The organism is Aeromonas rivuli, from assembly GCF_020149575.1.
Classification (GTDB): Bacteria; Pseudomonadota; Gammaproteobacteria; order Enterobacterales; family Aeromonadaceae; genus Aeromonas; species Aeromonas rivuli.
Genome location: NZ_CP079742.1, coordinates 1,959,335 through 1,982,035 on the forward strand (window position 1 = coordinate 1,959,335; position 22,701 = coordinate 1,982,035).

At 59.7% G+C, this 22,701-nt stretch carries 19 protein-coding genes; 8 read left to right on the forward strand and 11 right to left on the reverse strand.

Annotation, left to right across the window (positions count from 1 at the left end; all coding sequences use genetic code 11):
- Positions 1-158 precede the first annotated feature (158 nt).
- The 4 genes from fadI (at position 159) to KYK33_RS09285 (ending at position 4,898) form a co-directional block, all read left to right on the forward strand.
- Positions 159-1,469 (forward strand): acetyl-CoA C-acyltransferase FadI, encoded by a 1,311-nt coding sequence (gene fadI, locus KYK33_RS09270; protein WP_042042826.1) that lies wholly within the window; start codon positions 159-161, stop codon positions 1,467-1,469.
- A complete protein-coding gene (gene fadJ, locus KYK33_RS09275) occupies positions 1,469-3,616 on the forward strand; it encodes a fatty acid oxidation complex subunit alpha FadJ (RefSeq protein ID WP_224432785.1) in 2,148 nt (715 codons plus the stop codon). Before fadI ends, fadJ begins: the two co-directional genes overlap by 1 nt.
- A gap of 373 nt (positions 3,617-3,989) precedes the next feature.
- Positions 3,990-4,130 (forward strand): TIGR02808 family protein, encoded by a 141-nt coding sequence (locus tag KYK33_RS09280; protein WP_084218221.1) that lies wholly within the window; start codon positions 3,990-3,992, stop codon positions 4,128-4,130.
- Between the two features lie 207 nt (positions 4,131-4,337).
- Positions 4,338-4,898, forward strand: a complete 561-nt coding sequence (locus tag KYK33_RS09285) for a YaeQ family protein (protein ID WP_042042825.1) — start codon at positions 4,338-4,340, stop codon at positions 4,896-4,898.
- 133 nt (positions 4,899-5,031) lie between these two features.
- Here the strand turns inward: KYK33_RS09285 and minE are convergent, their stop codons facing one another.
- Genes minE through minC form a run of 3 tightly spaced genes read right to left on the reverse strand, consistent with a single transcriptional unit; the run spans position 5,032 to position 6,869 of the window.
- Complete coding sequence (gene minE, locus KYK33_RS09290) at positions 5,032-5,298, reverse strand: cell division topological specificity factor MinE (protein ID WP_005895976.1); 267 nt, start codon at positions 5,296-5,298, stop codon at positions 5,032-5,034.
- Positions 5,299-5,300: 2 nt separating this feature from the next.
- Positions 5,301-6,113: a septum site-determining protein MinD gene (minD, locus tag KYK33_RS09295; RefSeq protein WP_005895973.1), complete on the reverse strand. Its 813-nt coding sequence runs from the start codon at positions 6,111-6,113 to the stop codon at positions 5,301-5,303.
- 18 nt (positions 6,114-6,131) lie between these two features.
- Positions 6,132-6,869: a septum site-determining protein MinC gene (minC, locus tag KYK33_RS09300; protein ID WP_224432786.1), complete on the reverse strand. Its 738-nt coding sequence runs from the start codon at positions 6,867-6,869 to the stop codon at positions 6,132-6,134.
- A 106-nt stretch (positions 6,870-6,975) separates the two neighbouring features.
- Between minC and KYK33_RS09305 the strand changes: the two genes are divergently transcribed.
- Positions 6,976-7,260, forward strand: a complete 285-nt coding sequence (locus tag KYK33_RS09305) for a YcgL domain-containing protein (RefSeq protein WP_224432787.1) — start codon at positions 6,976-6,978, stop codon at positions 7,258-7,260.
- 541 nt (positions 7,261-7,801) lie between these two features.
- On the opposite strand, the gene KYK33_RS09310 is transcribed toward KYK33_RS09305, so the two are convergent.
- The 5 genes from KYK33_RS09310 to pabB form a co-directional block, all read right to left on the reverse strand.
- Positions 7,802-9,172 carry an L-serine ammonia-lyase gene (locus KYK33_RS09310; RefSeq protein ID WP_042044442.1) on the reverse strand — a complete coding sequence of 457 codons (1,371 nt, stop codon included), beginning with the start codon at positions 9,170-9,172 and terminating at the stop codon, positions 7,802-7,804.
- A gap of 292 nt (positions 9,173-9,464) precedes the next feature.
- The gene (locus KYK33_RS09315; RefSeq protein ID WP_224432788.1) at positions 9,465-10,847 is read right to left on the reverse strand and encodes an L-serine ammonia-lyase; all 1,383 of its coding nucleotides are present in this window, start codon (positions 10,845-10,847) and stop codon (positions 9,465-9,467) included.
- Positions 10,848-10,987: 140 nt separating this feature from the next.
- On the reverse strand, positions 10,988-12,286 hold the full coding sequence (locus KYK33_RS09320; RefSeq protein WP_224432789.1) for an HAAAP family serine/threonine permease: 1,299 nt from the start codon (positions 12,284-12,286) through the stop codon (positions 10,988-10,990).
- A 216-nt stretch (positions 12,287-12,502) separates the two neighbouring features.
- Complete coding sequence (locus tag KYK33_RS09325; protein WP_224432790.1) at positions 12,503-13,072, reverse strand: CoA pyrophosphatase; 570 nt, start codon at positions 13,070-13,072, stop codon at positions 12,503-12,505.
- Entirely contained in the window at positions 13,069-14,358 is a 1,290-nt protein-coding gene (gene pabB / locus KYK33_RS09330; RefSeq protein ID WP_263480047.1) for an aminodeoxychorismate synthase component I, read from the reverse strand. The genes KYK33_RS09325 and pabB overlap by 4 nt, the downstream gene beginning before the upstream one ends.
- Positions 14,359-14,645: 287 nt before the next feature.
- Between pabB and KYK33_RS09335 the strand changes: the two genes are divergently transcribed.
- Complete coding sequence (locus KYK33_RS09335) at positions 14,646-16,172, forward strand: fumarate hydratase (protein ID WP_042044445.1); 1,527 nt, start codon at positions 14,646-14,648, stop codon at positions 16,170-16,172.
- A 352-nt stretch (positions 16,173-16,524) separates the two neighbouring features.
- On the opposite strand, the gene KYK33_RS09340 is transcribed toward KYK33_RS09335, so the two are convergent.
- Positions 16,525-17,004: a cell division inhibitor gene (locus tag KYK33_RS09340; RefSeq protein ID WP_224432792.1), complete on the reverse strand. Its 480-nt coding sequence runs from the start codon at positions 17,002-17,004 to the stop codon at positions 16,525-16,527.
- Between the two features lie 229 nt (positions 17,005-17,233).
- Between KYK33_RS09340 and KYK33_RS09345 the strand changes: the two genes are divergently transcribed.
- On the forward strand, positions 17,234-17,434 hold the full coding sequence (locus KYK33_RS09345) for a DUF4250 domain-containing protein (RefSeq protein ID WP_042044437.1): 201 nt from the start codon (positions 17,234-17,236) through the stop codon (positions 17,432-17,434).
- A gap of 425 nt (positions 17,435-17,859) precedes the next feature.
- Positions 17,860-20,334: a glycogen/starch/alpha-glucan phosphorylase gene (locus KYK33_RS09350; RefSeq protein WP_224432793.1), complete on the forward strand. Its 2,475-nt coding sequence runs from the start codon at positions 17,860-17,862 to the stop codon at positions 20,332-20,334.
- 66 nt (positions 20,335-20,400) lie between these two features.
- Here KYK33_RS09350 and KYK33_RS09355 read toward each other — a convergent pair whose 3' ends face one another.
- Together KYK33_RS09355 and KYK33_RS09360 are read right to left on the reverse strand one after the other, a co-directional pair.
- Positions 20,401-20,955 carry a cytochrome b/b6 domain-containing protein gene (locus tag KYK33_RS09355; protein ID WP_224432982.1) on the reverse strand — a complete coding sequence of 185 codons (555 nt, stop codon included), beginning with the start codon at positions 20,953-20,955 and terminating at the stop codon, positions 20,401-20,403.
- A gap of 294 nt (positions 20,956-21,249) precedes the next feature.
- Positions 21,250-22,635: an SLC13 family permease gene (locus KYK33_RS09360; protein ID WP_224432794.1), complete on the reverse strand. Its 1,386-nt coding sequence runs from the start codon at positions 22,633-22,635 to the stop codon at positions 21,250-21,252.
- Between the last annotated feature and the right edge of the window lie 66 nt (positions 22,636-22,701).

Here is a 22,701-nt window from a genome sequence, read left to right on the forward strand (position 1 = left end):
AGTTGATCTTTTTATACTCCAGATACCCTCAGGGTGCGAGAACCGAGCCCCTCCCGGTGCAGATTTAGTTTCAATCAGCCGTATGAAACTTGTGAGCGGATTGTTAAGATGTGGCGCAATGAGGTCTGACCTCTACCTGATTAACCCAAGGAGCCAGGATGAAACAGCCTTTACAACTGACCACTCGCCAGGGCGAACGGATTGCCGTCGTGGCGGGTCTGCGTACTCCCTTCGCCAAGCAGGCCACCGCCTTTCATGGGGTGCCGGCGGTGGATCTGGGCAAGCTGGTGGTGAGCGAGCTGCTCGCCCGCACCAATCTAGACCCCGCCCTCATCGATCAACTGGTGTTCGGCCAGGTGGTACAGATGCCCGAAGCGCCCAACATAGCCCGCGAGATAGTGCTGGGCACCGGCATGAGCGTCAGCACTGACGCCTATAGCGTGTCGCGCGCCTGCGCCACCAGCTTCCAGGCGGTGGCCAATGTCACCGAATCCATCATGGCCGGCACGGTCGACATCGCCATCGCCGGCGGCGCCGACTCCTCTTCTGTGTTGCCCATCGGGGTCAGCAAGCGGCTGGCTCGCGCCCTGGTCGATCTCAACAAGGCGCGCACCTTCGCGCAAAAATTTGCCATCCTGCGCCGACTCGGGCCAAAAGACTTGCTGCCGGTGCCCCCGGCGGTGGCCGAATACTCGACCGGCCTCTCCATGGGGCAGACCGCCGAGCAGATGGCCAAGAGTCATGGCATCAGCCGTGAGGCGCAAGACGCCCTGGCGCACCGCTCCCACAGCTTGGCCGCTCAGGCCTGGGCCGAGGGCAAGCTGGCCCAGGAGGTGTTTGCCGCCCATGTGGCGCCTTACAAGGCGGCCCTTGAGCGCGACAACAACATTCGCGAAAGCTCTGACCTGGCAAGCTACGCCAAGCTCAAGCCGGTGTTTGACCGGGTGCATGGCTCCGTCACCGCCGCCAATGCCACCCCGCTCACCGATGGCGCCGCCGCCGTGCTGCTGATGCGTGAAGGACGTGCCAAGGAGCTTGGCCTGGAACCCCTTGGCTTTATTCGCAGTTTCGCCTTCTCCGCCATCGATGTCTGGCAGGACATGTTGATGGGGCCCTCCTACGCGACCCCCATCGCCCTGGACAGGGCGGGCATCACCCTCAGCGATCTCACTCTGATCGACATGCATGAGGCATTTGCCGCCCAGACCCTGGCCAACGTCAAGATGTTTGCCAGCCGGGATTTTGCCCGGGACAAGCTGGGCCGTGACAGCGCCATTGGCGAGATCGACATGGACAAGTTCAACGTGCTGGGGGGCTCATTGGCCTATGGCCACCCCTTCGCCGCGACCGGCGCACGCATGATCACCCAGACGCTCCATGAGCTGCGCCGCCGCGGCGGTGGATTGGGACTCAACACCGCCTGCGCGGCGGGTGGATTGGGTGTGGCCATGGTGTTGGAGGTGGAATGATGAGCGAGCAAACTTTTTCCCTGAATATTCGTAAAGACGGCATCGGCATCCTCACCATGGACGTGCCGGGGGAGAGCATGAACACCCTCAAGGCCGCCTTCGTCGAGGAGATCCGCGCCGTGCTGGAGGGGGTGCGAGCCAACAAGGATCTGATCGGTCTGGTGATCGCCTCCGGCAAGAAGGACTCCTTCATCGCCGGGGCCGACATCAGCATGCTGGATGTCTGTACCAGCGCCGCAGATGCCCAGACACTGTCCCGAGAAGGGCAGATCATCTTCGCCGAGATCGAGAATCTCGACATCCCGGTGATCGCCGCCATTCATGGCCCCTGCCTGGGGGGCGGGCTGGAGCTGGCACTGGCCTGTCACGGCCGGGTCGCGAGCGATCATGGCAAGACGGTGCTCGGGGTGCCCGAGGTGCAACTCGGCCTGTTGCCGGGATCCGGCGGTACCCAGCGTCTGCCGCGCCTCATCGGCGTGGCCAAGGCGCTCGACCTGATGCTGACTGGCAAGCAAGTCAGGGCCAAGCAGGCGGGCAAGATGGGGCTGGTGGATGAGGTGGTTCCGCTCTCCATATTGATGGAGGCGGCCATTGCCTTGGCGCGCAAGGGCAAGCCGCGCCATGTTTTGCGGCGAGACGTGCAAGGCAAACTGCTCGAGACCAACAAGCTGGGCCGCAATGTGCTGTTCAGCCAGGCGCGCAAAGGGGTCAGGGCCAAGACCCGTGGCAACTACCCGGCCCCGGAACGCATCCTGGAAGTGGTGCGCATCGGCATGGAGGAGGGGATCCAGGCTGGCCTGGCTGCCGAGTCGCGCTGCTTCGGTGAACTGGTGATGACCCCGGAATCCGCCGCCCTGCGCTCGCTCTTCTTCGCCACGACTCAGATGAAGAAGGAGGTGAGCTATCAGGGAGCCGCGCCACGCAAGATAGGCCATGCCGCCGTGCTGGGCGGTGGGCTGATGGGGGGCGGCATTGCCTATGTCACCGCCACCAAGGCCGGGGTGCCGGTGCGGATCAAGGATGTGGCGCAGGCGGGGATCAGCAACGCCATGCGCTACAGCTATGACCTGCTTAACAAGAAGCTCAAGCGCCGCCATATATTGCGCAGCGAACTGGAGAAGCAGATGAGCCTGCTGTCCGGCTCCCTGGATTTCTCCGGCTTCTCGAGGGTCGACATGGTGGTGGAGGCCGTGTTCGAGGACTTGGCCCTCAAACACCAGATGGTGCAGGAGGTGGAACGCGAGTGTGGTGAGCAGACCATCTTCGCCTCTAACACCTCCTCCCTGCCCATCCACCAGATTGCCGAAGGGGCCAGCCGCCCGGACAAGATAGTGGGCCTGCACTACTTCAGCCCGGTGGACAAGATGCCGCTCGCCGAGATCATCCCCCATGCAGGCACCAGCGCCGAGACGGTGGCCACCACCATCGCCTTTGCCCGGGCCCAGGGCAAGACTCCCATCGTGGTCAAGGATGAGGCGGGCTTTTATGTGAACCGGATCCTGGCCCCCTACATGAACGAGGCGGCGCGCCTGGTACTGGAAGGGGAACCGGTCGAGGTGCTTGATGGCGCCCTGCTCGACTTCGGTTTCCCGGTCGGCCCCATCAATCTGCTCGACGAGGTGGGCATCGATGTGGGGGCCAAGATCTCCCCCATCCTCGAACGGGAACTGGGGGGCGAGCGCTTCCAGGCGCCAGCGGCCTTTGACAAGCTGCTCAAGGATGACCGCAAGGGTCGCAAGAATGGCAAAGGTTTCTACCGCTATGGCAAACCGGACCTGCTGAGTCGACTCACGGGCAAAGGGAGCAAGAAGCAGGTCGATGAGAGCGTCTACGAGCTGCTCGGGGTCAAACCTCAGGCCAAGCTTGCCAAGACCGAACTGGTGGAGCGCTGCGTGCTGCTGATGCTCAACGAGGCGGCCATGGCCCTGGATAGCGGCGTGATAGCCTCGGCGCGGGATGGTGACATTGGCGCCATCTTCGGCATCGGCTTCCCTCCCTTCCTCGGTGGCCCCTTCCGCTACATGGATAGCCTGGGGATTGCCGAGCTGGTGGCTCGCCTCGAACACTACCAACAGCGCCATGGGGAGCGTTTCGCACCCTGCAGCCGACTCAAGGCGATGGCGGCCGAGGGGCAGCGTTTCTATTGAGAAACCCCAGATCAACGGGAGCTATCCACCGGCTCAGGGGTCAGTGACCCCATGATGAACAAAGAGGCGACCCTGGGTCGCCTCTTTTTATGGGCGTCTTGACCAGGCGTTGCCGGTTTGATGCCGTTCCGGAGGGGATCAAGGGGAGGGGAGTCGATCACCTGGCCGCTGATCCGGGGGTGGAGCGGCAGATCCCTGCACTTTTTGCCCCCAAAGATTGATCTAGCGCAATCTTACCCCCTATATATTCCTTTGGTGGCATAGGCGGAGGCGGCGTATTAGGCTCAAATAGGAACGAAAGTAGTCAGAGTGCGGCCAGCGCCGCCATGGACATTCGCGCCAGAGATGGGCGTCACAGGACAAAGGACACATCATGAGCTTTCTTGAACAAACCATCTGGACAATATTGGGCTATGGCGTCATGCCCTTCATCTTCCTGAGTGGCTTCGTGGCGGTGGCTGTGACCTGTTGCGTGCTGCTCAACGCATTCGGGGTGCAGTCCGCCGAGAAGTGAGCCCCATATCCTGCCTGCCCGATCTATTCGGGTCACAACAATGCCAGTCTTCTGACTGGCATTGTTGTCTCTGGGGCCGGATGCAGGGCTCGAGATGCGCGCCGGAGGCTGGGGCGATGAGCATGGAGGTCGAACCCGGGAGAAAATTTGATTACACTGGCGGCCAGTGTAATAGCGTCTCGTATTTTGCATCCCATAAGGTCCCTCATGGCTCTCAAGGCAACCGTATTCAAGGCCCAGCTCTCCCTCTCTGACATGGACAGGGGGCTCTATCAGGATTTCTCCCTCACCCTGGCTCGTCACCCTTCCGAAACCGACGAGCGCATGATGATCCGTCTCGCGGCCTTTGCCTGGCATGCGGCCGAGCGGCTCGAATTCACCAAGGGGCTGTCGGCGGACGATGAGCCCGAACTGTGGCGCAAGAGTTACTCCGATGAGATTGAACTCTGGATTGAGCTTGGCCAGCCCGATGAGCGCCGTCTCAAGAAGGCCTGTAACCGCTCGCGCCAAGTGGTGCTCTATCTCTACGGCGGCCGGGGTACCAGCGTCTGGTGGAAGCAGAATCAGGGCAAACTCAGTCAGCATGACAACCTCAGCATCATAGAGCTCAGCGACAGTCAGACCCTGCCCCTTGCGGCCATGATAGAGCGCACCATGCAGCTCACCTGCACCATCTCAGATGGTCAGCTGTGGGTGAGCAATGGCAAGGCGGAGGTGACGCTGGATCCTCTGATGCTACAGGGCAAGCAGGCACACGAGCTGGTCTGAGCCCCCTGCATGTGCAGGACACTCCTCAGGGGTTCGCCGAGCGGCAAAGGGTGATTAAGCGATAAAAAAGAACCGGATCCTGGGTCGGGATCCGGTCTCATTGAGGGAAGGGGTCACGCATAGGGCGCCTGGCTTATCCCTTCTTGTCATCGGCGAAGGTGATATTGAGCTCGAGTACCGACAGCTCATCACTCTTCTTGTCCAGCTGTACCGTGATCTTCTCAGGATCTATCTGCACGTACTTGCGGATCACGTCGAGGATATCTTGCTTGAGCTGGGGCAGGTAATCCGGCCCCCCTCTGGAAGAGCGCTCGTGGGCAACGATGATCTGCAGGCGCTCCTTGGCCGTCTGGGCCGTCGCCTGCTTCTTGGTCGAACGAAAATAATCAAAAATAGACATGCTTAACTCCCGAACAGACGGCTAAAGAAGCCCTTCTTTTCTTCTTGCAGGAAACGGAATTCGGTGGCGTCTCCCATCAGACGGGAAACTGCGTCTTCATAGGCCTTGCCCGCATCGGACTCTTTGTCCAGGATGACGGGTTCTCCCGAGTTGGAGGCGCGCAGCACCGCCTGGGATTCCGGGATGACCCCGAGCAGCGGGATGGCAAGGATCTCCTGCACATCTTGCACACTCAGCATGTCACCACGGCTGACCCGGGTCGGGCAGTAGCGGGTGAGCAGCAGATGCTCCTTGATGGGATCTTCACCGCGCTCGGCCCGGCGAGACTTGGAGGCCAGGATCCCGAGGATCCGGTCCGAGTCGCGTACCGAGGAGACTTCCGGGTTGGTGGTGACGATGGCCTCGTCGGCAAAATAGAGCGCCATCAGAGCACCGGACTCTATCCCGGCGGGGGAGTCGCAGACGATGTACTCAAAACCCATCTCGCCCAGCTGATCCAGTATCTTCTCCACGCCTTCCTTGGTGAGGGCATCTTTGTCTCTGGTCTGGGAGGCGGGCAGGATAAAGAGATTCTCGCTGCGCTTGTCTTTGATCAGGGCCTGATTGAGGTTCGCCTCGCCATTGATGACGTTGACGAAGTCATAGACCACACGGCGCTCACAACCCATGATGAGGTCGAGATTACGCAGGCCGATATCGAAATCGATGACCACCGTTTTGTGACCACGCTGGGCCAGCCCTGTACTCAATGCCGCGCTGGTGGTGGTCTTGCCAACGCCACCCTTGCCGGACGTAACGACTATGATTCGCGCCATTCTCGCTTCCTTGTAACTCTATTTGATTCGGTCTATTCGGAGTTGTTCTTGATCCAGCCGGATATGCACCGGCTGCTCAGTCTGGCCTGCTGGCAACGCATCGCTGAGCTGGAAGGTGCCCGCGATGGAGATGAGCTCGGCCTGTAATTGTTGGCAATAGATACGGGCATCGGTATTACCGCGCGCCCCGGCTATTGCCCGGCCCCGCAGGGCCCCGTAGATATGAATGCTGTCATCGGCCAGGACTTCGGCGCCTGGACTCACTGAACCGAGCACCACCAGCGAGGTTCCCGCCGCATAGATCTGCTGGCCGGACCGAACCGGGCCCACATGAACCTTGCTGGCAAGCAGGGGGGCGGGCACAGTGCTGGGCAGTGGCAGCTCGACGACGGGCAGGTCGTTGGCGGTGGGTCTGGTCACAGCCTCAGGCAGGGGATCCCCCTTGCGGCTGCGGCCCGAGGCCATGACGGCCAGGCCTGCGGCCTTGGCGGCTATCTTCATGGCCTCGCTCTTGGCCCCTGTAATGCCAACCAGTACAAAGTCTTCCGACTCGACCAGCGCCTTGAGTTCGTCAAAATCCGGTTGTTGCTCGAGTTTTTCCACATTGAGCACCAGGGGCGCGCAATTGAAAAACTGGGGCGCCAATGCCACCTTGGTGGCCAATAACTGGCGTATCTTGTCCGGCGCGGCATCGTTGATATGCAACACAGAAATAGTGAAGGTAGTCCCTTTCAATTCGTTATCGCGCTCAACCATGACTTTCCCCGAGACAGAGACGGTAATCCGTTATTGTTATTGATGGCCTGATGTTATAGTTTGCCCACTTCCGAGGCAATAAACTCAATGGATTATATCAATTTCCATGTTGTGTGCAGTCTATAAAAGTCGCAAAAAAGCAGACACCTATCTCTTTGTTGAAAAAAGGGATGATTTTTCCCGGGTTCCGGCCCCCCTGATGCAGACCTTCGGCACGCCGCAACTGGTGCTGATGACCAAGCTCACCCCAGGCAAGCCCCTTGGCATGGCCAGCGTGAGCCGGGTGATGGAGGCGCTGAAGCTGCAAGGCTTCTACCTGCAGGTCCCCCCGCCGGTGGAGAATTTGCTCGAGCAGCACAAGCTGGCGCAAACGCCCCCACAGACCTCCTGATATTGCCGGACGCAACTTGTCGTTTGGCACTGTTGCGTCCTTGAGCGGGATGTTTTAATCCCGCATATCACAATTCGCCTTGTTTATTAGGCTCAGATCCACCCTGGCATTATTGCTGGCGGCCCCTGAGGGCGGCCGATAATGTCTGCGCGAGTGGAGGATGATAAAGTCTTTCGCCTTCGAATGAGCCTTGAAAATAATATTTTCAAACAGCGACCAACTTGTATAAATATACAGTTGTTTTCCCCCACCATTATTTTCATCGTCCCCCTTCTTCGTCTGAGTGTTCTCCTTTGACTCATTTGTGGGCAACGCCACCTCTTTTGGGGCAGGCTTGCCGTGAGCCGGAGACCAGGCGACTGGCCAAGATCTGAGGGGAGGGGCGGCAGCGAGGGCCGATCAATGCCAGTGGGAATGGCGGCAAGGGGACTGGGGATCCCGTGGTGAGGCGGTGATGGGGGCCGCCTGCCTCTTGGCGTGGCACATGACAGGCAGCAAAAAGGCGGGATGTATCCCGCCTTTTTCATGATGTGCGAAGCACTTATTCGCAGGCGACTTGCATCACCTTGATGGCCAGACCGCCACGGGAGGTTTCCCGGTACTTGGAGTCCATGTCCTTGCCGGTGATGTACATGGTCTCGATCACCTTGTCCAGGGAGACCCGCGGCTTGGAGGTGCGACGCAGGGCCATGCGCGAGGAGTTGATCGCCTTCATGGAGGCGATGGCGTTGCGCTCGATGCAGGGCACCTGCACCTGGCCACCGACCGGATCGCAGGTCAGCCCCAGGTTGTGTTCCATGCCGATCTCGGCGGCTTCACACACCTGTTCCGGGCTGCCACCCATCAGTTCGGTCAGACCTGCGGCGGCCATGGAGCAGGAGACACCCACTTCGCCCTGGCAGCCGACTTCGGCGCCGGAGATGGAGGCGTTCATCTTGTAGAGCATGCCCACCGCAGCGGCGGCCAGATAGAAACGGGTGTATTCGTCGCGGCCAACCGGCTGGATGAACTTGTCGTAATAGGCCAGTACGGCGGGGATGATGCCAGCGGCGCCATTGGTGGGGGCCGTGACCACACGACCACCGGCGGCGTTCTCCTCACTCACCGCCAGGGCAAACATGTTGACCCAGTCGATGATGCTCATGGGATCGCTCGACAGGCTCTCGTTGGTGGTGAGCTGACGATAGAGGGGCGCGGCGCGGCGCGGTACCCGCAGGGGGCCGGCCAGTATCCCTTCGGTACGGCAGCCGCGCTCTATGCCTTCACGCATGGTGGTCCAGATCTTGCCAAGTTTCTTGTAGATCTCTTCCGGGGTGTTGAAGCACTTCTCGTTTTCCATCATCAGGGCGGAGATGGAGAGGCCGGTCTGGCTGCTGTGGGCGAGAAGTTCGGCGGCGCTCTTGAACGGATAGCTGACGGGCATGTCACCGCTGTCGGCCTTGCCGAAGTTCTCTTCATCGACGATGAAGCCGCCACCGATGGAGTAGTAAGTCTTGCTGTAGAGCGCGGTGTCTTCGATGAAGGCAGTCAGCTTCATGCCGTTCTCATGCAGAGGCAGTGCCTCATCATGGAACACCATGGCTTCGCGGGGGAAGCTGACGGTATGGCAGTGCAGGCCGATCGGCAGGCGGCCTGTCTGCTCGACCCGGGAGATGAACTCGGGGATGCCGTCGATATCGACATTTTCTGGCAGGTTGCCGGCCAGACCCATGATGATAGCGGTATCGGTATGGTGACCCTTGCCGGTCCAGGAGAGGGAACCATAAACGTCAACCTGGATCCGGGTGATGTCGCGGATCTTGCCGCCAGCACGCAATTCATCCACAAACTGCTTGGCCGCTTTCATCGGGCCGACAGTGTGGGAGGAGGAGGGGCCAACACCGATTTTGAAAATATCAAAAACGCTGATCATCTAATAGTTACCTCTGGGTAGAAGCCGACGTGTTGCCAGCTTGCAAAAAGGGGGTGATCCATGGCGCTTGCGTCGTGACATCGCCCTAAGGTCCTGGACCTGATAACGGCAGTGTAACGCGACTCGCCTTAAAAAAAGTTGAAATAGATCTATTTTTGTTGAATCAAAGGCCGCGAGTATAAAATTTATTTTGATGCTTATCCATTTTGTTAAGCGCTTCGCAAACGTTTTGCAAAAAAATACCCGGCCAGGCCGGGTATCGCAGGATAAATGAGGCTCGAATGGCCTTTTGTTAACACTCGGTGATGTTCACCGCCAGGCCACCCCGGGCCGTCTCCTTGTACTTGGTCTTCATGTCGTTGCCAGTTTCCCACATGGTCTTGATCACCTTGTCGAGGGACACCTTGTGCTCACCGGTACCGCGCAGGGCGAGGCGGGCGGCGTTGATCGCCTTGACCGCGCCCATGGCGTTGCGCTCTATGCAGGGCACCTGTACCAGGCCACCGACCGGATCGCAGGTCAGGCCCAGATTGTGCTCCATGCCTATCTCGGCGGCGTTCTCGACGATGGCCGGGCTGCCGCCGAGCAGTTCGGCCAGGGCGCCTGCCGCCATGGAGCAGGCGACCCCGACTTCACCCTGACAACCCACCTCGGCACCGGACAAGGAGGCGTTCTTCTTATAGAGGATGCCGATGGCGGCGGCGGTGAGGAAGTAGCGCACCAGCAGATCGTCATCCACGGTGCGCACGAAGCGATCGTAATAGTGCAGCACGGCGGGAATGATGCCGGCCGCGCCATTGGTGGGGGCCGTCACCACTCGTCCCCCCGCGGCATTCTCTTCGTTGACGGCCAGGGCAAAGAGATCGACCCACTCCATCACCATCAGCGGATCTTTATTGAAGTTGGTCTCGGCGCTGAGCTGACGAAGCAGCGCCGGGGCACGTCTGCGCACCTTGAGTCCGCCGGGCAGTACTCCCTCCTGCTGGCAACCCCGCGTCACGCAACCTTTCATCGCCTGCCAGATCTTGCGCAGGCCAGCGATTATCTCTTGTTCGCTGCGAAACACCTTCTCGTTGGCCAGCATGAGCCCGGACACCGAGAGGCCGCTCTCCTGGCAGTGGGCCAGCAGCTGGGCGCCGCTGTCGAACGGGTAGGGAATGGGGTGATCCGCCTCGAATTTGGCCGCCTCTTCGCGGGCGTTGGCGAAGTGGCTCTCTTCGATGATGAAGCCGCCACCGATGGAGTAGTAAGTCTGGGACAGCAACAGCTCCTGACCGTCATAGGCGCGCAGGGTCATGCCGTTGGAGTGGGCGGGCAGGGTCTTGCGGCGGTTGAAGATGATGGCGCCATTGCGGGGGAAAGCGCTTGGCTGCTCGCCGGCCAGCATAAGGGTCTGACTCTGCTCGACCCCGGTCAGGAAGGCGGGGATCCCTTCGATGTCGACACTGTCCGGTTCAAAGCCTGCCAGTCCCAGAATGATGGCCTTGCCGGTGCCATGGCCTTTGCCGGTCTGGCCGAGGGAGCCGTAGCATTCTGTCTCGACCCTGCCGGTGCGAGCCAGCAGCTTAGCTGCCTTGAGCTGGGTCACGAAGGCATGGGCGGCCCGCATGGGACCAACGGTGTGGGAGGATGAGGGGCCTATTCCGATGGAAAACAGGTCGAAGACACTGATCATGACATCACTCCGATTATGGGTTTTGTCTAAACATTGTAAATTTTTTGTAGTCGATGGGAAGAGGGGGAGCTGAGGGATGTGATGGCCGCATGAAAAAGGGCTGCCGAGGCAGCCCTTTTGATCCCGTTATCCGCGTCGGCTTAGCCGAACAGCTGATAGAGGATGGCGGAGATGGCGATGAGGCCCATGGCGGTCACGAACACGTTGCTGATCTGACCCTGATACTTGGCCATGGCAGGGACGCGCTTGATGGCGTACATCGGCATGATGAACAGTATGGTGGCGATGATGGGGCCACCCAGGGATTCAATCATGCCCAGGATAGAGGGGTTGACCACGGCAACGACCCAGAGGGTGATGATGAAGAAGCCGATGATGATCATGTCGATCAGCTTGTGGTTTGCCTCTTTACCCGAGCTGCGCAGCTGCTGGACGATCAGCCCTTTGAGACCTTCACGGGCCCCCAGATAGTGACCGAAGAAGGAGGAGACGATGGCCACGAACGCCACCAGAGGACCGAAGTAGGAGATGATCGGGCTCTCGTGCTGGTTGGCCAGGTAGGAGAGAACGGCGATGTTCTGGGCCTTGGCTTCAGCCAGCTGGGCCGGGCTCAGGCTCATGACGCAGGAGAAGACGAAGAACATCACGAAGCCCAGCAGCAGCATGGCGGTGCGCTTCAAGATGGCATCGGACTTGGCCACGGCATTGTCGCCGTGTTCGCGACGTTGCGCCAGGGCGAAGCTGGAGATGGCCGGGCTGTGGTTGAAGGAGAACACCAGTACCGGGATGGTCAGCCACAGGGTGGTGGCGAAATCCTTGCCGGAGGGAACCTGGGAGAGAGCGGCACCGCTCCACTCGGGGATCAGGTAAAGGGAGATGCCCGCCAGTATGGCGATCAGGGGATAGACCAGGAACTGGGTCACCTTGAGCATCAGCTTCTCACCGGCCAGCATCACGGACATCATGCCCATGATCAGCACGATGGAGAGGATCCAGCGCGGGGGCGGCGTCATCTGCAACTGGTTGACGATGAAGCTGTCGACCGTGTTGGTGATGCCCACACCGTAGATGAGGACGATGGGGTAGATGGCAAAGAAGTAGAGCAGGGTGATGAGCTTGCCAGCGCCGACGCCGAAATGCTCTTCCACGACTTCAGTGATATCTGCGTTCGGCTTCTTGGAAGAGAGCACGAAACGGGCCAGACCACGGTGGGCCAGATAGGTCATGGGACCGACCAGCAGCGCCATGCAGACCAGCGGCCAGAAGCCACCCATACCCGCATTGATTGGCAAGAACAGGATGCCGGCACCGACGGCGGTACCAAACAGGCTGATGACCCAGGTGGTATCCTGTTTTCCCCAACTACGAGATTGAACGGAGCTTGTTCCTTGCTCCTTGGCGACCGCAGCGTCCTGTGCGTGAGAGACGGTATTTGACATGTGTCTGACCCCAGATGTGTAGTTTTTATTAATCCGGCGCAAGGATACTGGCTTTGCAGGTAAAAATGTTGATCAAATTCACTTTTCCATCGTCGAAACCCGTACTTTTTTATGGAAACGTGATCAAAAGAAGATAATTTCAATTTTTGTTTATCATTTACGGTGTTATTTGAATGTTAAATCCCGCATTTGCTTCGACATTATGTAACGAAAAGGTTATCGCGCTATCTGGGCGATGAGTTGCCTGATCATGCTGGCGGTGGCTCCCCAGATGTATCTGTGCTGCCAGGGGATCCAGTGGAGCTCATAGTGCTGGCCACGGCGCTGTACCGGCATGCTGACATAGTTGCCCAGGTCTTGCAGATGGGCGAGGGGGACCTCGAAGGCGGCGGTGACCTCATCGGCATTGAGTTGCAACCGGTAGTCGGCGTCGAGCAGGCCAACCACGGGCAGCACCTCGAAGCGCGATACCGTAGGCAGCCTGGGCAGATGGCCGAGCAGCTGGATCTGATTGGCGGCGATGCCTATCTCTTCCTGGGTCTCCCGCAGCGCCGTCTGGTAGAGAGTGTCATCGCCGGGGTCCTGGCGCCCGCCGGGAAAACTGATCTCCCCGGCGTGGTGGCGAAGGTGTCGGCTGCGTTCTGTAAGCAAGAGGTGCAGGCCATCGGCCCGCTCGACCAGGGGCATCAACACCGCCGCCGGACTCAGTGCCGGGGCAGGGGCGCGCAGGGGGGCGAGCGGCAGGCGTTGCAGCAGGAAGCGGGTCAGCAGCTCGGCGTGGGTCATGACGGTGGCTGCTCGAGCAAAGGCAGGATCCGCGCCAATTTATCAAAGGTCTCCTGGTATTCGCTGTCGACCTCGGAGTCGGCGATGATGCCGCCCCCCGCCCAGCAGTAAAGATGTCCTTCGGTGGCGAGCAGGGTACGAATGCAGATGCTAGTGTCCATGCGGCCATGCTGGCTCAGATAGCCAATGCTGCCGCAGTAGCCGTTGCGTCTGTGGGGTTCGAGCTCCTCGATGATCCCCATGGCGCGGATCTTGGGGGCCCCTGTGATGGAGCCGCCAGGGAAGCAGGCACGCAGCAGATCCACCCCTTGCCAGGGGCTATCCAGCTCCCCATGAATGGTCGACACCAGGTGATGTACCGCCGGGAAGGATTCGACGGCAAATAGCTGCGGCACACAGACGGTGCCCGGTCGGCTGACCCGTCCTATGTCGTTGCGCAGCAGATCGACGATCATCAGATTCTCGGATCTGTCTTTGTCGGCGCTCGCCAGTTCCCGGGCGCTGGCGGCATCGGCCAGGGGATCGGATTGGCGGGGGCGGGTGCCCTTGATGGGTTTGGTCTCTATATGACGGCCATCGAGCAGCAAGAAACGCTCGGGGGAGAGGCTCAGTACGGCGCTACCCGGCAGGCGCAAGAAGGCGGAGAAGGGGGCGGCATTGGCGGCGCGCAGCCGCAGGTAGGCGAGCCACTCGTCACCCTGATAGGGGGCCTTGAAGCGCTGGGTGAGATTGATCTGGTAGCAATCCCCCGCGGCCAGGTAATCCTGAATGCGGGCGAATTTGGCGCCATATTCACTGCGACTCATGTTGCTCTGCCAGGGGCCACGCAGCTGAAAGGCTGAGGGCTCAGGCGCTCGTTGCGCATGCCACCAGGCGAGACGGCGGGCCAGCCCGGCGGCATCCCCCCAATGTACCAGCTGCCACTGCTGATGGGCCTTGTCATGAATGAGGGCCCAATCATAGATGCCGACCGCCATGTCGGGGACGGTCAAATCGGCCTCGGCCTGCACGGGCAGCCGCTCGAAGTGTCGACCCAGATCGTAACCAAACAGCCCCAGGGCGCCGCCGATAAAGGGGAGACTGCAACCAGGGGGCTCGCACTCCCCGAGCAGCGCTTCTTGGGTGCGGGCCAGCAGGCTGAGCGGGTCTCCCGTCAAGGTCTGTGAGGCGCCATCTTGCCACCGCTGAGTCAGCGCGTCCCGGGTCGTCAGGGTCGCCCGGGGATCGGCGGTGATGATGTCGAAGCGATTGTCCGGGCCCATGGCTCCCATGGACTCGAGCAGCATGGCCCAGGGCTGATGTTGCAGCCGGGCAAACAGGGTTGCCCCGTCAGTTGTGTCAGGGAGGGGGTGAATGTGCAGTGCTGGTTTCATTTTTTGTTACACAGGCAACAGTTTGCGCGCTGGTCCCTAGCCGGTATGGGGGGCTAAGCGTATCATAGTGGCCGCGAATGTTAGAACAGACACGCCGCGCCTCGACAGGGGAAGGGAGTTGAATGTCTCTCCCTGGCGCGGCCAATATGGAAGCCCTTGCTTTGCTGCCGTTCGTGAAGACAAGGACCAGTGAGGATGATATGAGCATCATAAAAAAACAGGATTTTATCGATTCCGTCGAAGGCGCCCTGCAGTACATCTCCTACTACCACCCCCTCGATTTTGTCAACGCCATGAAAGAGGCCTATGACAAGGAAGCCAACCCGGCGGCCAAAGATGCCCTGGCCCAGATCCTGATCAACTCCCGCATGGCAGCCGAGGGACGCCGTCCGCTCTGCCAGGATACGGGTATCGTTACCTGCTTCGTCAAAATCGGCATGCAGGTGCAGTGGGAGTCGGATCTCACGGTGCAACAGATGGTGGACGAAGGGGTGCGCCGCGCTTACACCAATCCCGATAACCCGCTGCGGGCCAGCATAGTGGCCGACCCGGCCGGTAGCCGCAAGAACACCAAAGACAACACCCCGGCCGTGGTGCACATCGACATGGTGCCAGGGGACAAGGTTGAGGTGAGCGTCGCGGCCAAGGGCGGTGGCTCAGAGAACAAATCCAAGATGGCAATGCTCAACCCCTCGGACGATATCGTCGAGTGGGTGCTGAAAACCGTGCCCACCATGGGCGCGGGCTGGTGCCCGCCTGGTATGCTGGGTATTGGCATTGGCGGCACCGCAGAGAAGGCAGCGGTGCTGGCCAAAGAGTCGCTGATGGAGCACATCGACATTCAGGAGCTCAAGGCGCGCGGTGCCCAGACCACGGAAGAGAAGCTGCGTCTCGAGCTCCATGACAAGGTCAACAAGCTCGGTATCGGGGCTCAGGGGCTGGGCGGCCTCACCACAGTGCTGGATGTGAAGATAAAGTCGGCGCCGACCCATGCGGCCTCCAAACCCGTGGTGATGATCCCCAACTGCGCCGCTACCCGCCATGTTCACTTCGAACTTGACGGCTCAGGCCCTGCCGAACTGGCCGCCCCCTCGCTGGCCGACTGGCCCGAGATCACCTGGGAAGTGGGTGACAATGTGCGCCGGGTCAATGTGGATACGGTGACGCGCGATGAGATAGCGACCTGGCAGAGCGGCGAAACCGTGCTGCTCTCTGGCAAGATCCTGACCGGACGGGACGCCGCCCACAAGCGCATCGCCGACATGTTGAAAAATGGCGAAGGTCTGCCAGAGGGGGTCGACTTCACCAACCGCTTCATCTATTACGTCGGCCCGGTGGATGCGGTACGAGACGAAGTGGTCGGCCCGGCCGGCCCCACCACCTCGACCCGGATGGACAAGTTCACCGAGATGATGCTCGGCGACACGGGGCTCATCGGCATGATAGGCAAATCGGAGCGTGGCCCGGCAACGGTCGAGAGCATCCGTCAGCACAAAGCGGTTTATCTGATGGCCGTCGGTGGCGCCGCCTATCTGGTGGCCAAGGCCATCAAGAAGGCGCGGGTCGTCGCCTTTGCCGACCTTGGCATGGAAGCCATCTATGAGTTCGAGGTGGAGAATATGCCGGTCACCGTGGCCGTGGACTCCAGTGGCAATAATGTCCACGAGACAGGTCCGGCCATCTGGTCAGCCAAGATTGCCGAGCTCGACGGCAAGCTCTCTTCCTGAGTCATCAAAAGCGCCAACCCAGATCCAGACATGATCTGGCACGGCGTCAGCTCACACGGCGGCCCCAGGGCCGCCGTGTTGTTTTGGCAAGATGCTCCCGGGACTCCTCCCCATCACCCATCTGTTGCTCCTCTCTCCCTGAGAATGAAACATCGGCCCCTGACCGGGCTGACGAGGCGTTATACCGCCAAGCCTCCCCAACCCCATCGAAACGATCGTCAACCGATGCGCCACAGAGCGATGGCTGCCACATGGGTGGCCTGCACGCTGCACTCTGAAATCGGCCAAGCCGTCATGAACCTCAATCGCTAGCACTGATGGCCTCTATACGGTTGTCTCACCGCGAGGGGGGTCAGTGGTTGAGGTAGATATCTTGCCCTGCATAGTGCACGGCCTTGTCGGTGGCGGCCTGAGCATGGAAGTAGTGGGTCAGCACCCCATGGTGCTGGCTCAAGTGATGGAGGCGGCCGGTGTCCAGACTGATGGTCTCTGGCAGCCAGGTCAGTACGGCGGCGCAGCGACTCTGGCTGAGGGCTTGTTCCAGGGTGCGCTGCCAGTTCTTGATCTTGTGGCCATGGACGACCAGCACATGGGCTGGATTGATGCCATTGGCTTGCAGTTGGGCCGCAATGGGCAGACCCGGGGGGGCGATCAGCAGGATCCAGCCTTTTGCCGCCTGGCTCGCCTGGCTCAGGGCGCCCAGCAGTTGCGAGCCACTGAACTCGGCCCCCGCGGCGGGGGAACTTGGCCGGCGACTCAGATAGCGGGTCGGCCAGGGTTGGGTCAGTCCGGCGATAAGGGGGGCAAGAGGGCGGCTCATTGGCTGGTTCATCTGCGTTTCCTGTATGAATTACCATGCTGTATGGGTATACAGTAGTTGTATCTCCTCCATCAGACAAGCCGTTTATGCTCAAAAATGTGACATTGGTTGCATGCTATGCCCATATCTTATTGATATATATAATTTAAATTTTTATCCAGGGCGTGTGCCTTGTGTGAAAAATGGACAACCCTGCGATAAGGGACCATGGTTATACAGGGTTTAACAGAGGAGCCGTACCATGGATGCCAGTACTTTGCAGCGCCTCGATGCCAATATCTTGCTGGGCATCGTCAATGAGAAGCTAAGGCTCGAATGCGACAATCTCGACGAGCTGCTTGCTTACTACGACATGAGCGAGGATCAGCTTGCCACCCGTCTGCAGCAAATTGGCTATCAATATGACGGGGTCAGCAACCAGTTTAAATCCAGGCTTTTGTGAGTCCGATTTAAGCTCGGTCAACTCGCCAGGATAAAACAGCCGCCTATCTGGCGGCTGTTTTACAATCGGGGACGGGATCATTGAGGAAGGTTGAATTGAAAACGATTTCAAGGTGTTAACTATTTTCAGATATTTTCAAGCTATTTGAAATCCATGCAAGCGCTGAAAACCTATTCATAGTTTTTATTTTGAATTTAATTTATAACAGTATGAATTATAAGTATTTTGTTGTTGTTTTCGAAAGGGGTGCAGGAAAGGGTTTTCATGGTAAAACTGTCATTTATATACGTTAAACTGTGACTTGCGTTAACTTTTCTGGCAACGTCATTAGCTAGTATGCCCACGCCGGAACATATTCTCAGATAACAATAACCCCGGTCCCTGGCGGGCAATCAAATTATTTAAGTAACGAAGGAAACAGCGTTATGGCTACCAAGAAGAAGACAGAGCTGGATCTGCAACTGAACAAGGATCAGCTCAAGGCGAGCATAGTGCGCCATCTGCGCGCTACGCTGGGCACTAGCGAACAGAAAGCCTCACCTCAAGCCTGGTGGAAGGCGACCGCCGCCGCCGTCAATGAACAGGTGTACGAACGGCTGACCCGCACCCAGCAGACTCATTTCAACAAAGATACCCGAGCGATCCACTACTTCTCGGCCGAATTCCTGATGGGGCGACTGACCTCCAACAACCTGCATAACCTCTCCCTCTACAGTATCTGTGAAGAGGCGTTGCGCGAGCTGGGCCTGGAGCTGACCGATCTGTGCGAGCAGGAGCCTGACATGGCCCTCGGCAACGGTGGTCTGGGTCGGCTCGCCGCCTGCTTCATCGATTCACTCGCCACCCTGAACTACCCGGCGGTAGGTTATGGTCTGCATTATGAGCACGGCCTGTTTCGTCAGGAGATCCAGGATGGTCGCCAAATTGAGCGCCCGGACTCCTGGCGTGAATATGGCAACCCCTGGGAGATCTGCCGTCCCGAGTCGGTGCAGGAGATCCCCCTGTATGGCTACGTCGAGACGGTCTTTGGCGACAACGGTGGCCTGAAGAAGGTGTGGCATGCCGGTCGCAAGATCAAAGGGGTGCCTTGGGATATCCCCGTGGTCGGTTTTGGCGGTCACACCGTCAACATATTGCGGTTGTGGGAGTCCCGCGCCTCCGAGTTCTTCGATTGGGATGTGTTCAACGCCGGGGGCTATGTCGACTCCCAGGCGGAGAAGGCCCAGGCCGAGACCATCTCCAAGGTGCTCTACCCGAACGACGAGACAGATGCAGGCAAAGAGCTGCGCCTGATCCAGCAGTACTTCTTCTGTGCCTGCTCCATCAAGGACATCATGCGCCGCTACAAGCGGGTGCATGGCAGCGACTTCACCAACTTTGCCGCCCAGATTGCCATCCAGCTCAACGATACCCACCCGACAGTGGCTATCCCCGAACTGATGCGGGTGCTGGTGGACGAAGAGGATCTGCATTGGGATGCGGCCTGGGCCATCTGCTACCAGGTCTTCTCCTACACCAACCACACCCTGCTGCCAGAGGCCCTGGAGAAGTGGAGCGTCAGCCTGTTCGAGAAGGTGTTGCCCCGTCATCTCGAGATAGTCTACGAGATCAATGCCCGCTTCCTTGGGGATCTGGTCGAGGTCAAGTGGCCGGGGGATGATGCCATCAAGACCAAGCTCTCCATCATCGAAGAGGGGGAGGTACGCAAGGTGCGCATGGGCAACCTGTGTGTGATCGGCTCCTCCAAGGTGAACGGCGTGGCCGAAATCCACTCCAAGCTGGTGAAAGAAGATCTCTTCCCCGAATTTGCCGCGCTCTGGCCCGACAAGATGTGCAACGTCACCAACGGGGTCACCCCCCGGCGCTGGTTGCTGGCCTGCAACCCCGAGCTCGCCGCCCTCTATGACGAGGTGGTGGGCAAGGAGTGGCCACTGCAGCTGGACAAGCTGCGCGGCGTGGTCAAGTTTGCCGACGACAAGGCGTTCCAGCAGCAGTTCATGACCATCAAGCGTCATAACAAGGAGAAGCTGGTCAAGGTGATCAAGGCCGAGACCGGGATCGAGGTGGATGCCAATGCCATCTTCGATATCCAGATCAAGCGCCTGCATGAGTACAAGCGTCAGCAGCTGAACCTCATCCACATCATGGCCCTCTATCGTCGCCTGCTGGCCAACCCCGACTATGACATGCACCCGAGGGTGTTCATCTTCGGATCCAAGGCGGCGCCTGGTTACAAGCTGGCCAAAGACATCATCTATGCCATCAACAAGCTGGCGGAGCGGGTCAACAACGATACCCGCATCCAGGGCAAGTTGAAGGTGGTGTTCATGCCGAACTACCGGGTCAGCCTGGCGGAGAAGATGATCCCGGCGGCGGATGTCTCCGAGCAGATCTCTACCGCAGGCTACGAGGCGTCGGGCACCGGCAACATGAAGCTGGCATTGAACGGTGCCATCACCATCGGCACCCTGGATGGCGCCAACATAGAGATAGTGGAGGAGGCGGGGGCCGAGCATTGCGCCATCTTCGGTCTGAACGTGGATGAGGTGAAGGCGTTGAAGGCGCGGGGTTACAACCCCTATGACTTCTACTATGCCAACTCCGAGCTCAAGGCCGTGCTGGACTGGTTCGATACCGACTACTTCACGCCGGGCAAGCCGGGGGAGCTCTCCTCCATCAAGCGCTCCTTGCTGGAAGGGGGGGATCCTTACCTGACCCTGGCCGATTTTGCCGCCTACTCGGACGCGCACAAGCTGATCGATACCTGGTATCGGGATCCGGCGCTGTGGGCCAAGAAGGCGATCATCAACTCGGCCACCATGGGCAAGTTCAACTCCGACCGCTCCATCCAGGATTATGTGGATCGGATCTGGAACCTGAGTGCCTGCAAGATCGGATAATCCCCATCAGATCTGAAGAACCCCGCATTGCGGGGTTTTTTTATGCCATTGGCCAGGCAGCATGTTTCAACGCTTGTCGGTAATCTCGGTCTCTGTCGGCACGCGCTTCCTGCCGGTGATCATGGCCCTGATCAGATCGCCCCGGGTCAGGCGATCGAGGACGATGACCGCCAGCACATGGATGAAGATGGCAATCTGCAGCGCCTTGGCGAAGATCTCGTGGAGTTCTTCGATGAGATCGTCACCAAACAGCTGTTCGTACCCCGTCATGATCCCGGTGACGGCGGTTCCCACCAGGCAGCCCAACAGCAGCAGTACCATCAAGGCACCGAGCGGATTGTGGCCGAGATAATAGGGGTGTTTCCCCTGCAAGGTCGCCTGCAGGTAACGGGTGATGCGGGCCGGGGTGGGAAACCACTGGGCAAATCGAGCGTAGTCAGCGCCGACAAGGCCCCACAGGATGCGCAGCAGCAACAAGCCAGCCAATGCGTACCCGACATAGCGATGATTGCGCTCTCCCTCCTCCAGAATGAACAGGTTGAGCAGGCAGAGCAGGACGGTGGCCCAATGGAAACCTCTGATCAGGGGATCCCATACCGCGATCTCATTGCTGCTTCCCATCGTGTTCGCCATGACATTCTCCTCTCGTTGTGATGCATCCAGATCCCTGGCGTGCCGCTGTCCGCATCATGAAGGCGCTTTCTTAAGGTCGCATTAAGGTCGATGGGAGACGGGTAGAAAGGAGGTAGCCAGGACCCGTCATCGGGGCTGGCGCGGCCATTGCGTGGCAAGGGGAGCAATCGACAGGGTCGGGGATGCCATAAGCAAAGCCCCGACGATGCGGGGCTTTGCTGTTCGTTCAAGGGTTCAGGGACGCTACCCGACCCGCCAGTACTGGCAGGCTCATGAGCCTGATCAGTGCAGTATGTCACCCATGAAGTACGCCAGCATGGTCAGAATGACGGTGAACACCAGGTTCAGCACCAGGCCGGCCCGCATCATCTCCCGCTGCTGGATATGACCGCTGGCGAAGACGATGGCATTGGGCGGGGTGGCGACCGGCAGCATGAAGGCGCAGGAGGCTCCGACGGCAATCAGTACCGACATGACGATGGGGGAGACACCCAGCGCCTCGGCCACGCCGGCGAACAGCGGCACCAGCAGGGCGGCGGTGGCGGTGTTGGAGACCAGCTCGGTCAGGAAGATCACGAAGGTGGCCAGACAGAGCAGGATGATAAAGATAGGCATGGTGGCGAGGGCGCTGGACAGGTGCTCGGCCAGGAAGGCGTTGGCACCGGTTTGCTTGAGGATCGCACTCAGGGTCAGGCCACCGCCGAACAACAGCAGCACACCCCAGTCGGTGTTCTGGTTGATGTCGTCCCAGCTGGCGACCCGGCTGACGGCGATGGCCAGGATGGCGCCCATGGCGATCAGGGTATCAAATTGGGGAATGCCCCCCAGCGCCTTGGCGATGGGTTGCGATCCTATCCACAGCAGTACGGTGGCCAGGAAGATGCACAGGGTGGTCTTGCGCTGGCCAGTCCACTCGATGGTGACCTTCTCGGCACTGACCTGGTGGGCGAGGTTGGGGCGCACCACCAGATAGAGCAGACCAATGCCCACCGGCATGAAGATCAGCACCACGGGGATGCCGAACTTGAGCCAGTCGGTGAAGCCGAGGCCCATCTGGGCGGCGGCGATGGCATTGGGGGGGCTGCCGACCAGGGTGCCTATTCCGCCGATGCTGGCGCTGTAGGCCACCCCCAGCAGGACGAAGACCAGGGTACGGCGCTCTTTCTGGATATCGATGCCCTTGAGCATGCCGAGGGCGAGCGGCATCATCATGGCGGCGGTGGCGGTGTTGCTGATCCACATGGAGAGGGCGGCCGTGATGGTGAACAGCACGAGGGCGCCCCAGCCGAGGTGGCCCTTGGCAAGTTGCATCACCTTGGCGGCTATCTGGGTATCGAGCCCCTGCTTGGACAAGGCGGCGGCCAGTGCGAAACCGCCGAAGAAGAGGAACAGGACAGGGTTGGCAAAGTCGGTCAACGACTTGCTCATGTCGAACACCCCGAGCAGGGTGGCGAGTACCGGAATGGCGATCGCGGTGATGGTGATGTTGACCGCTTCGGTCAGCCAGAGGATGGCGATGAAGATCAGGATGCCGATCCCCTTGTTGACCATGGGTTCAAACGGGAGCCAGGCGAGCATGGCACAGAGCAGCAGGACGTCCAGGATGACAATCCCGGCCTTGATGTCCAGCCAGCGTGATGGGGCGGAAGGGGCGGCAGAGGTTTGCATGTTATGCTCTCGGTTAATTTATGGTTGTTGTTGTGTTGCCGAGGTTACGACTGTTGGGGCGTTTCA

Bases quoted from the DNA above. Each gene is read 5' to 3' on its own strand.
- fadI (WP_042042826.1), top strand. From the start codon at position 159: ATGAAACAGCCTTTACAACTGACCACTCGCCAGGGCGAACGGATTGCC.
- fadJ (WP_224432785.1), top strand. From the start codon at position 1,469: ATGAGCGAGCAAACTTTTTCCCTGAATATTCGTAAAGACGGCATCGGC.
- KYK33_RS09280 (WP_084218221.1), top strand. From the start codon at position 3,990: ATGAGCTTTCTTGAACAAACCATCTGGACAATATTGGGCTATGGCGTC.
- KYK33_RS09285 (WP_042042825.1), top strand. From the start codon at position 4,338: ATGGCTCTCAAGGCAACCGTATTCAAGGCCCAGCTCTCCCTCTCTGAC.
- minE (WP_005895976.1), bottom strand. From the start codon at position 5,298: ATGTCTATTTTTGATTATTTTCGTTCGACCAAGAAGCAGGCGACGGCC.
- minD (WP_005895973.1), bottom strand. From the start codon at position 6,113: ATGGCGCGAATCATAGTCGTTACGTCCGGCAAGGGTGGCGTTGGCAAG.
- minC (WP_224432786.1), bottom strand. From the start codon at position 6,869: ATGGTTGAGCGCGATAACGAATTGAAAGGGACTACCTTCACTATTTCT.
- KYK33_RS09305 (WP_224432787.1), top strand. From the start codon at position 6,976: ATGTTGTGTGCAGTCTATAAAAGTCGCAAAAAAGCAGACACCTATCTC.
- KYK33_RS09310 (WP_042044442.1), bottom strand. From the start codon at position 9,172: ATGATCAGCGTTTTTGATATTTTCAAAATCGGTGTTGGCCCCTCCTCC.
- KYK33_RS09315 (WP_224432788.1), bottom strand. From the start codon at position 10,847: ATGATCAGTGTCTTCGACCTGTTTTCCATCGGAATAGGCCCCTCATCC.
- KYK33_RS09320 (WP_224432789.1), bottom strand. From the start codon at position 12,286: ATGTCAAATACCGTCTCTCACGCACAGGACGCTGCGGTCGCCAAGGAG.
- KYK33_RS09325 (WP_224432790.1), bottom strand. From the start codon at position 13,072: ATGACCCACGCCGAGCTGCTGACCCGCTTCCTGCTGCAACGCCTGCCG.
- pabB (WP_263480047.1), bottom strand. From the start codon at position 14,358: ATGCTGCTCGAGTCCATGGGAGCCATGGGCCCGGACAATCGCTTCGAC.
- KYK33_RS09335 (WP_042044445.1), top strand. From the start codon at position 14,646: ATGAGCATCATAAAAAAACAGGATTTTATCGATTCCGTCGAAGGCGCC.
- KYK33_RS09340 (WP_224432792.1), bottom strand. From the start codon at position 17,004: ATGAACCAGCCAATGAGCCGCCCTCTTGCCCCCCTTATCGCCGGACTG.
- KYK33_RS09345 (WP_042044437.1), top strand. From the start codon at position 17,234: ATGGATGCCAGTACTTTGCAGCGCCTCGATGCCAATATCTTGCTGGGC.
- KYK33_RS09350 (WP_224432793.1), top strand. From the start codon at position 17,860: ATGGCTACCAAGAAGAAGACAGAGCTGGATCTGCAACTGAACAAGGAT.
- KYK33_RS09355 (WP_224432982.1), bottom strand. From the start codon at position 20,955: ATGGGAAGCAGCAATGAGATCGCGGTATGGGATCCCCTGATCAGAGGT.
- KYK33_RS09360 (WP_224432794.1), bottom strand. From the start codon at position 22,635: ATGCAAACCTCTGCCGCCCCTTCCGCCCCATCACGCTGGCTGGACATC.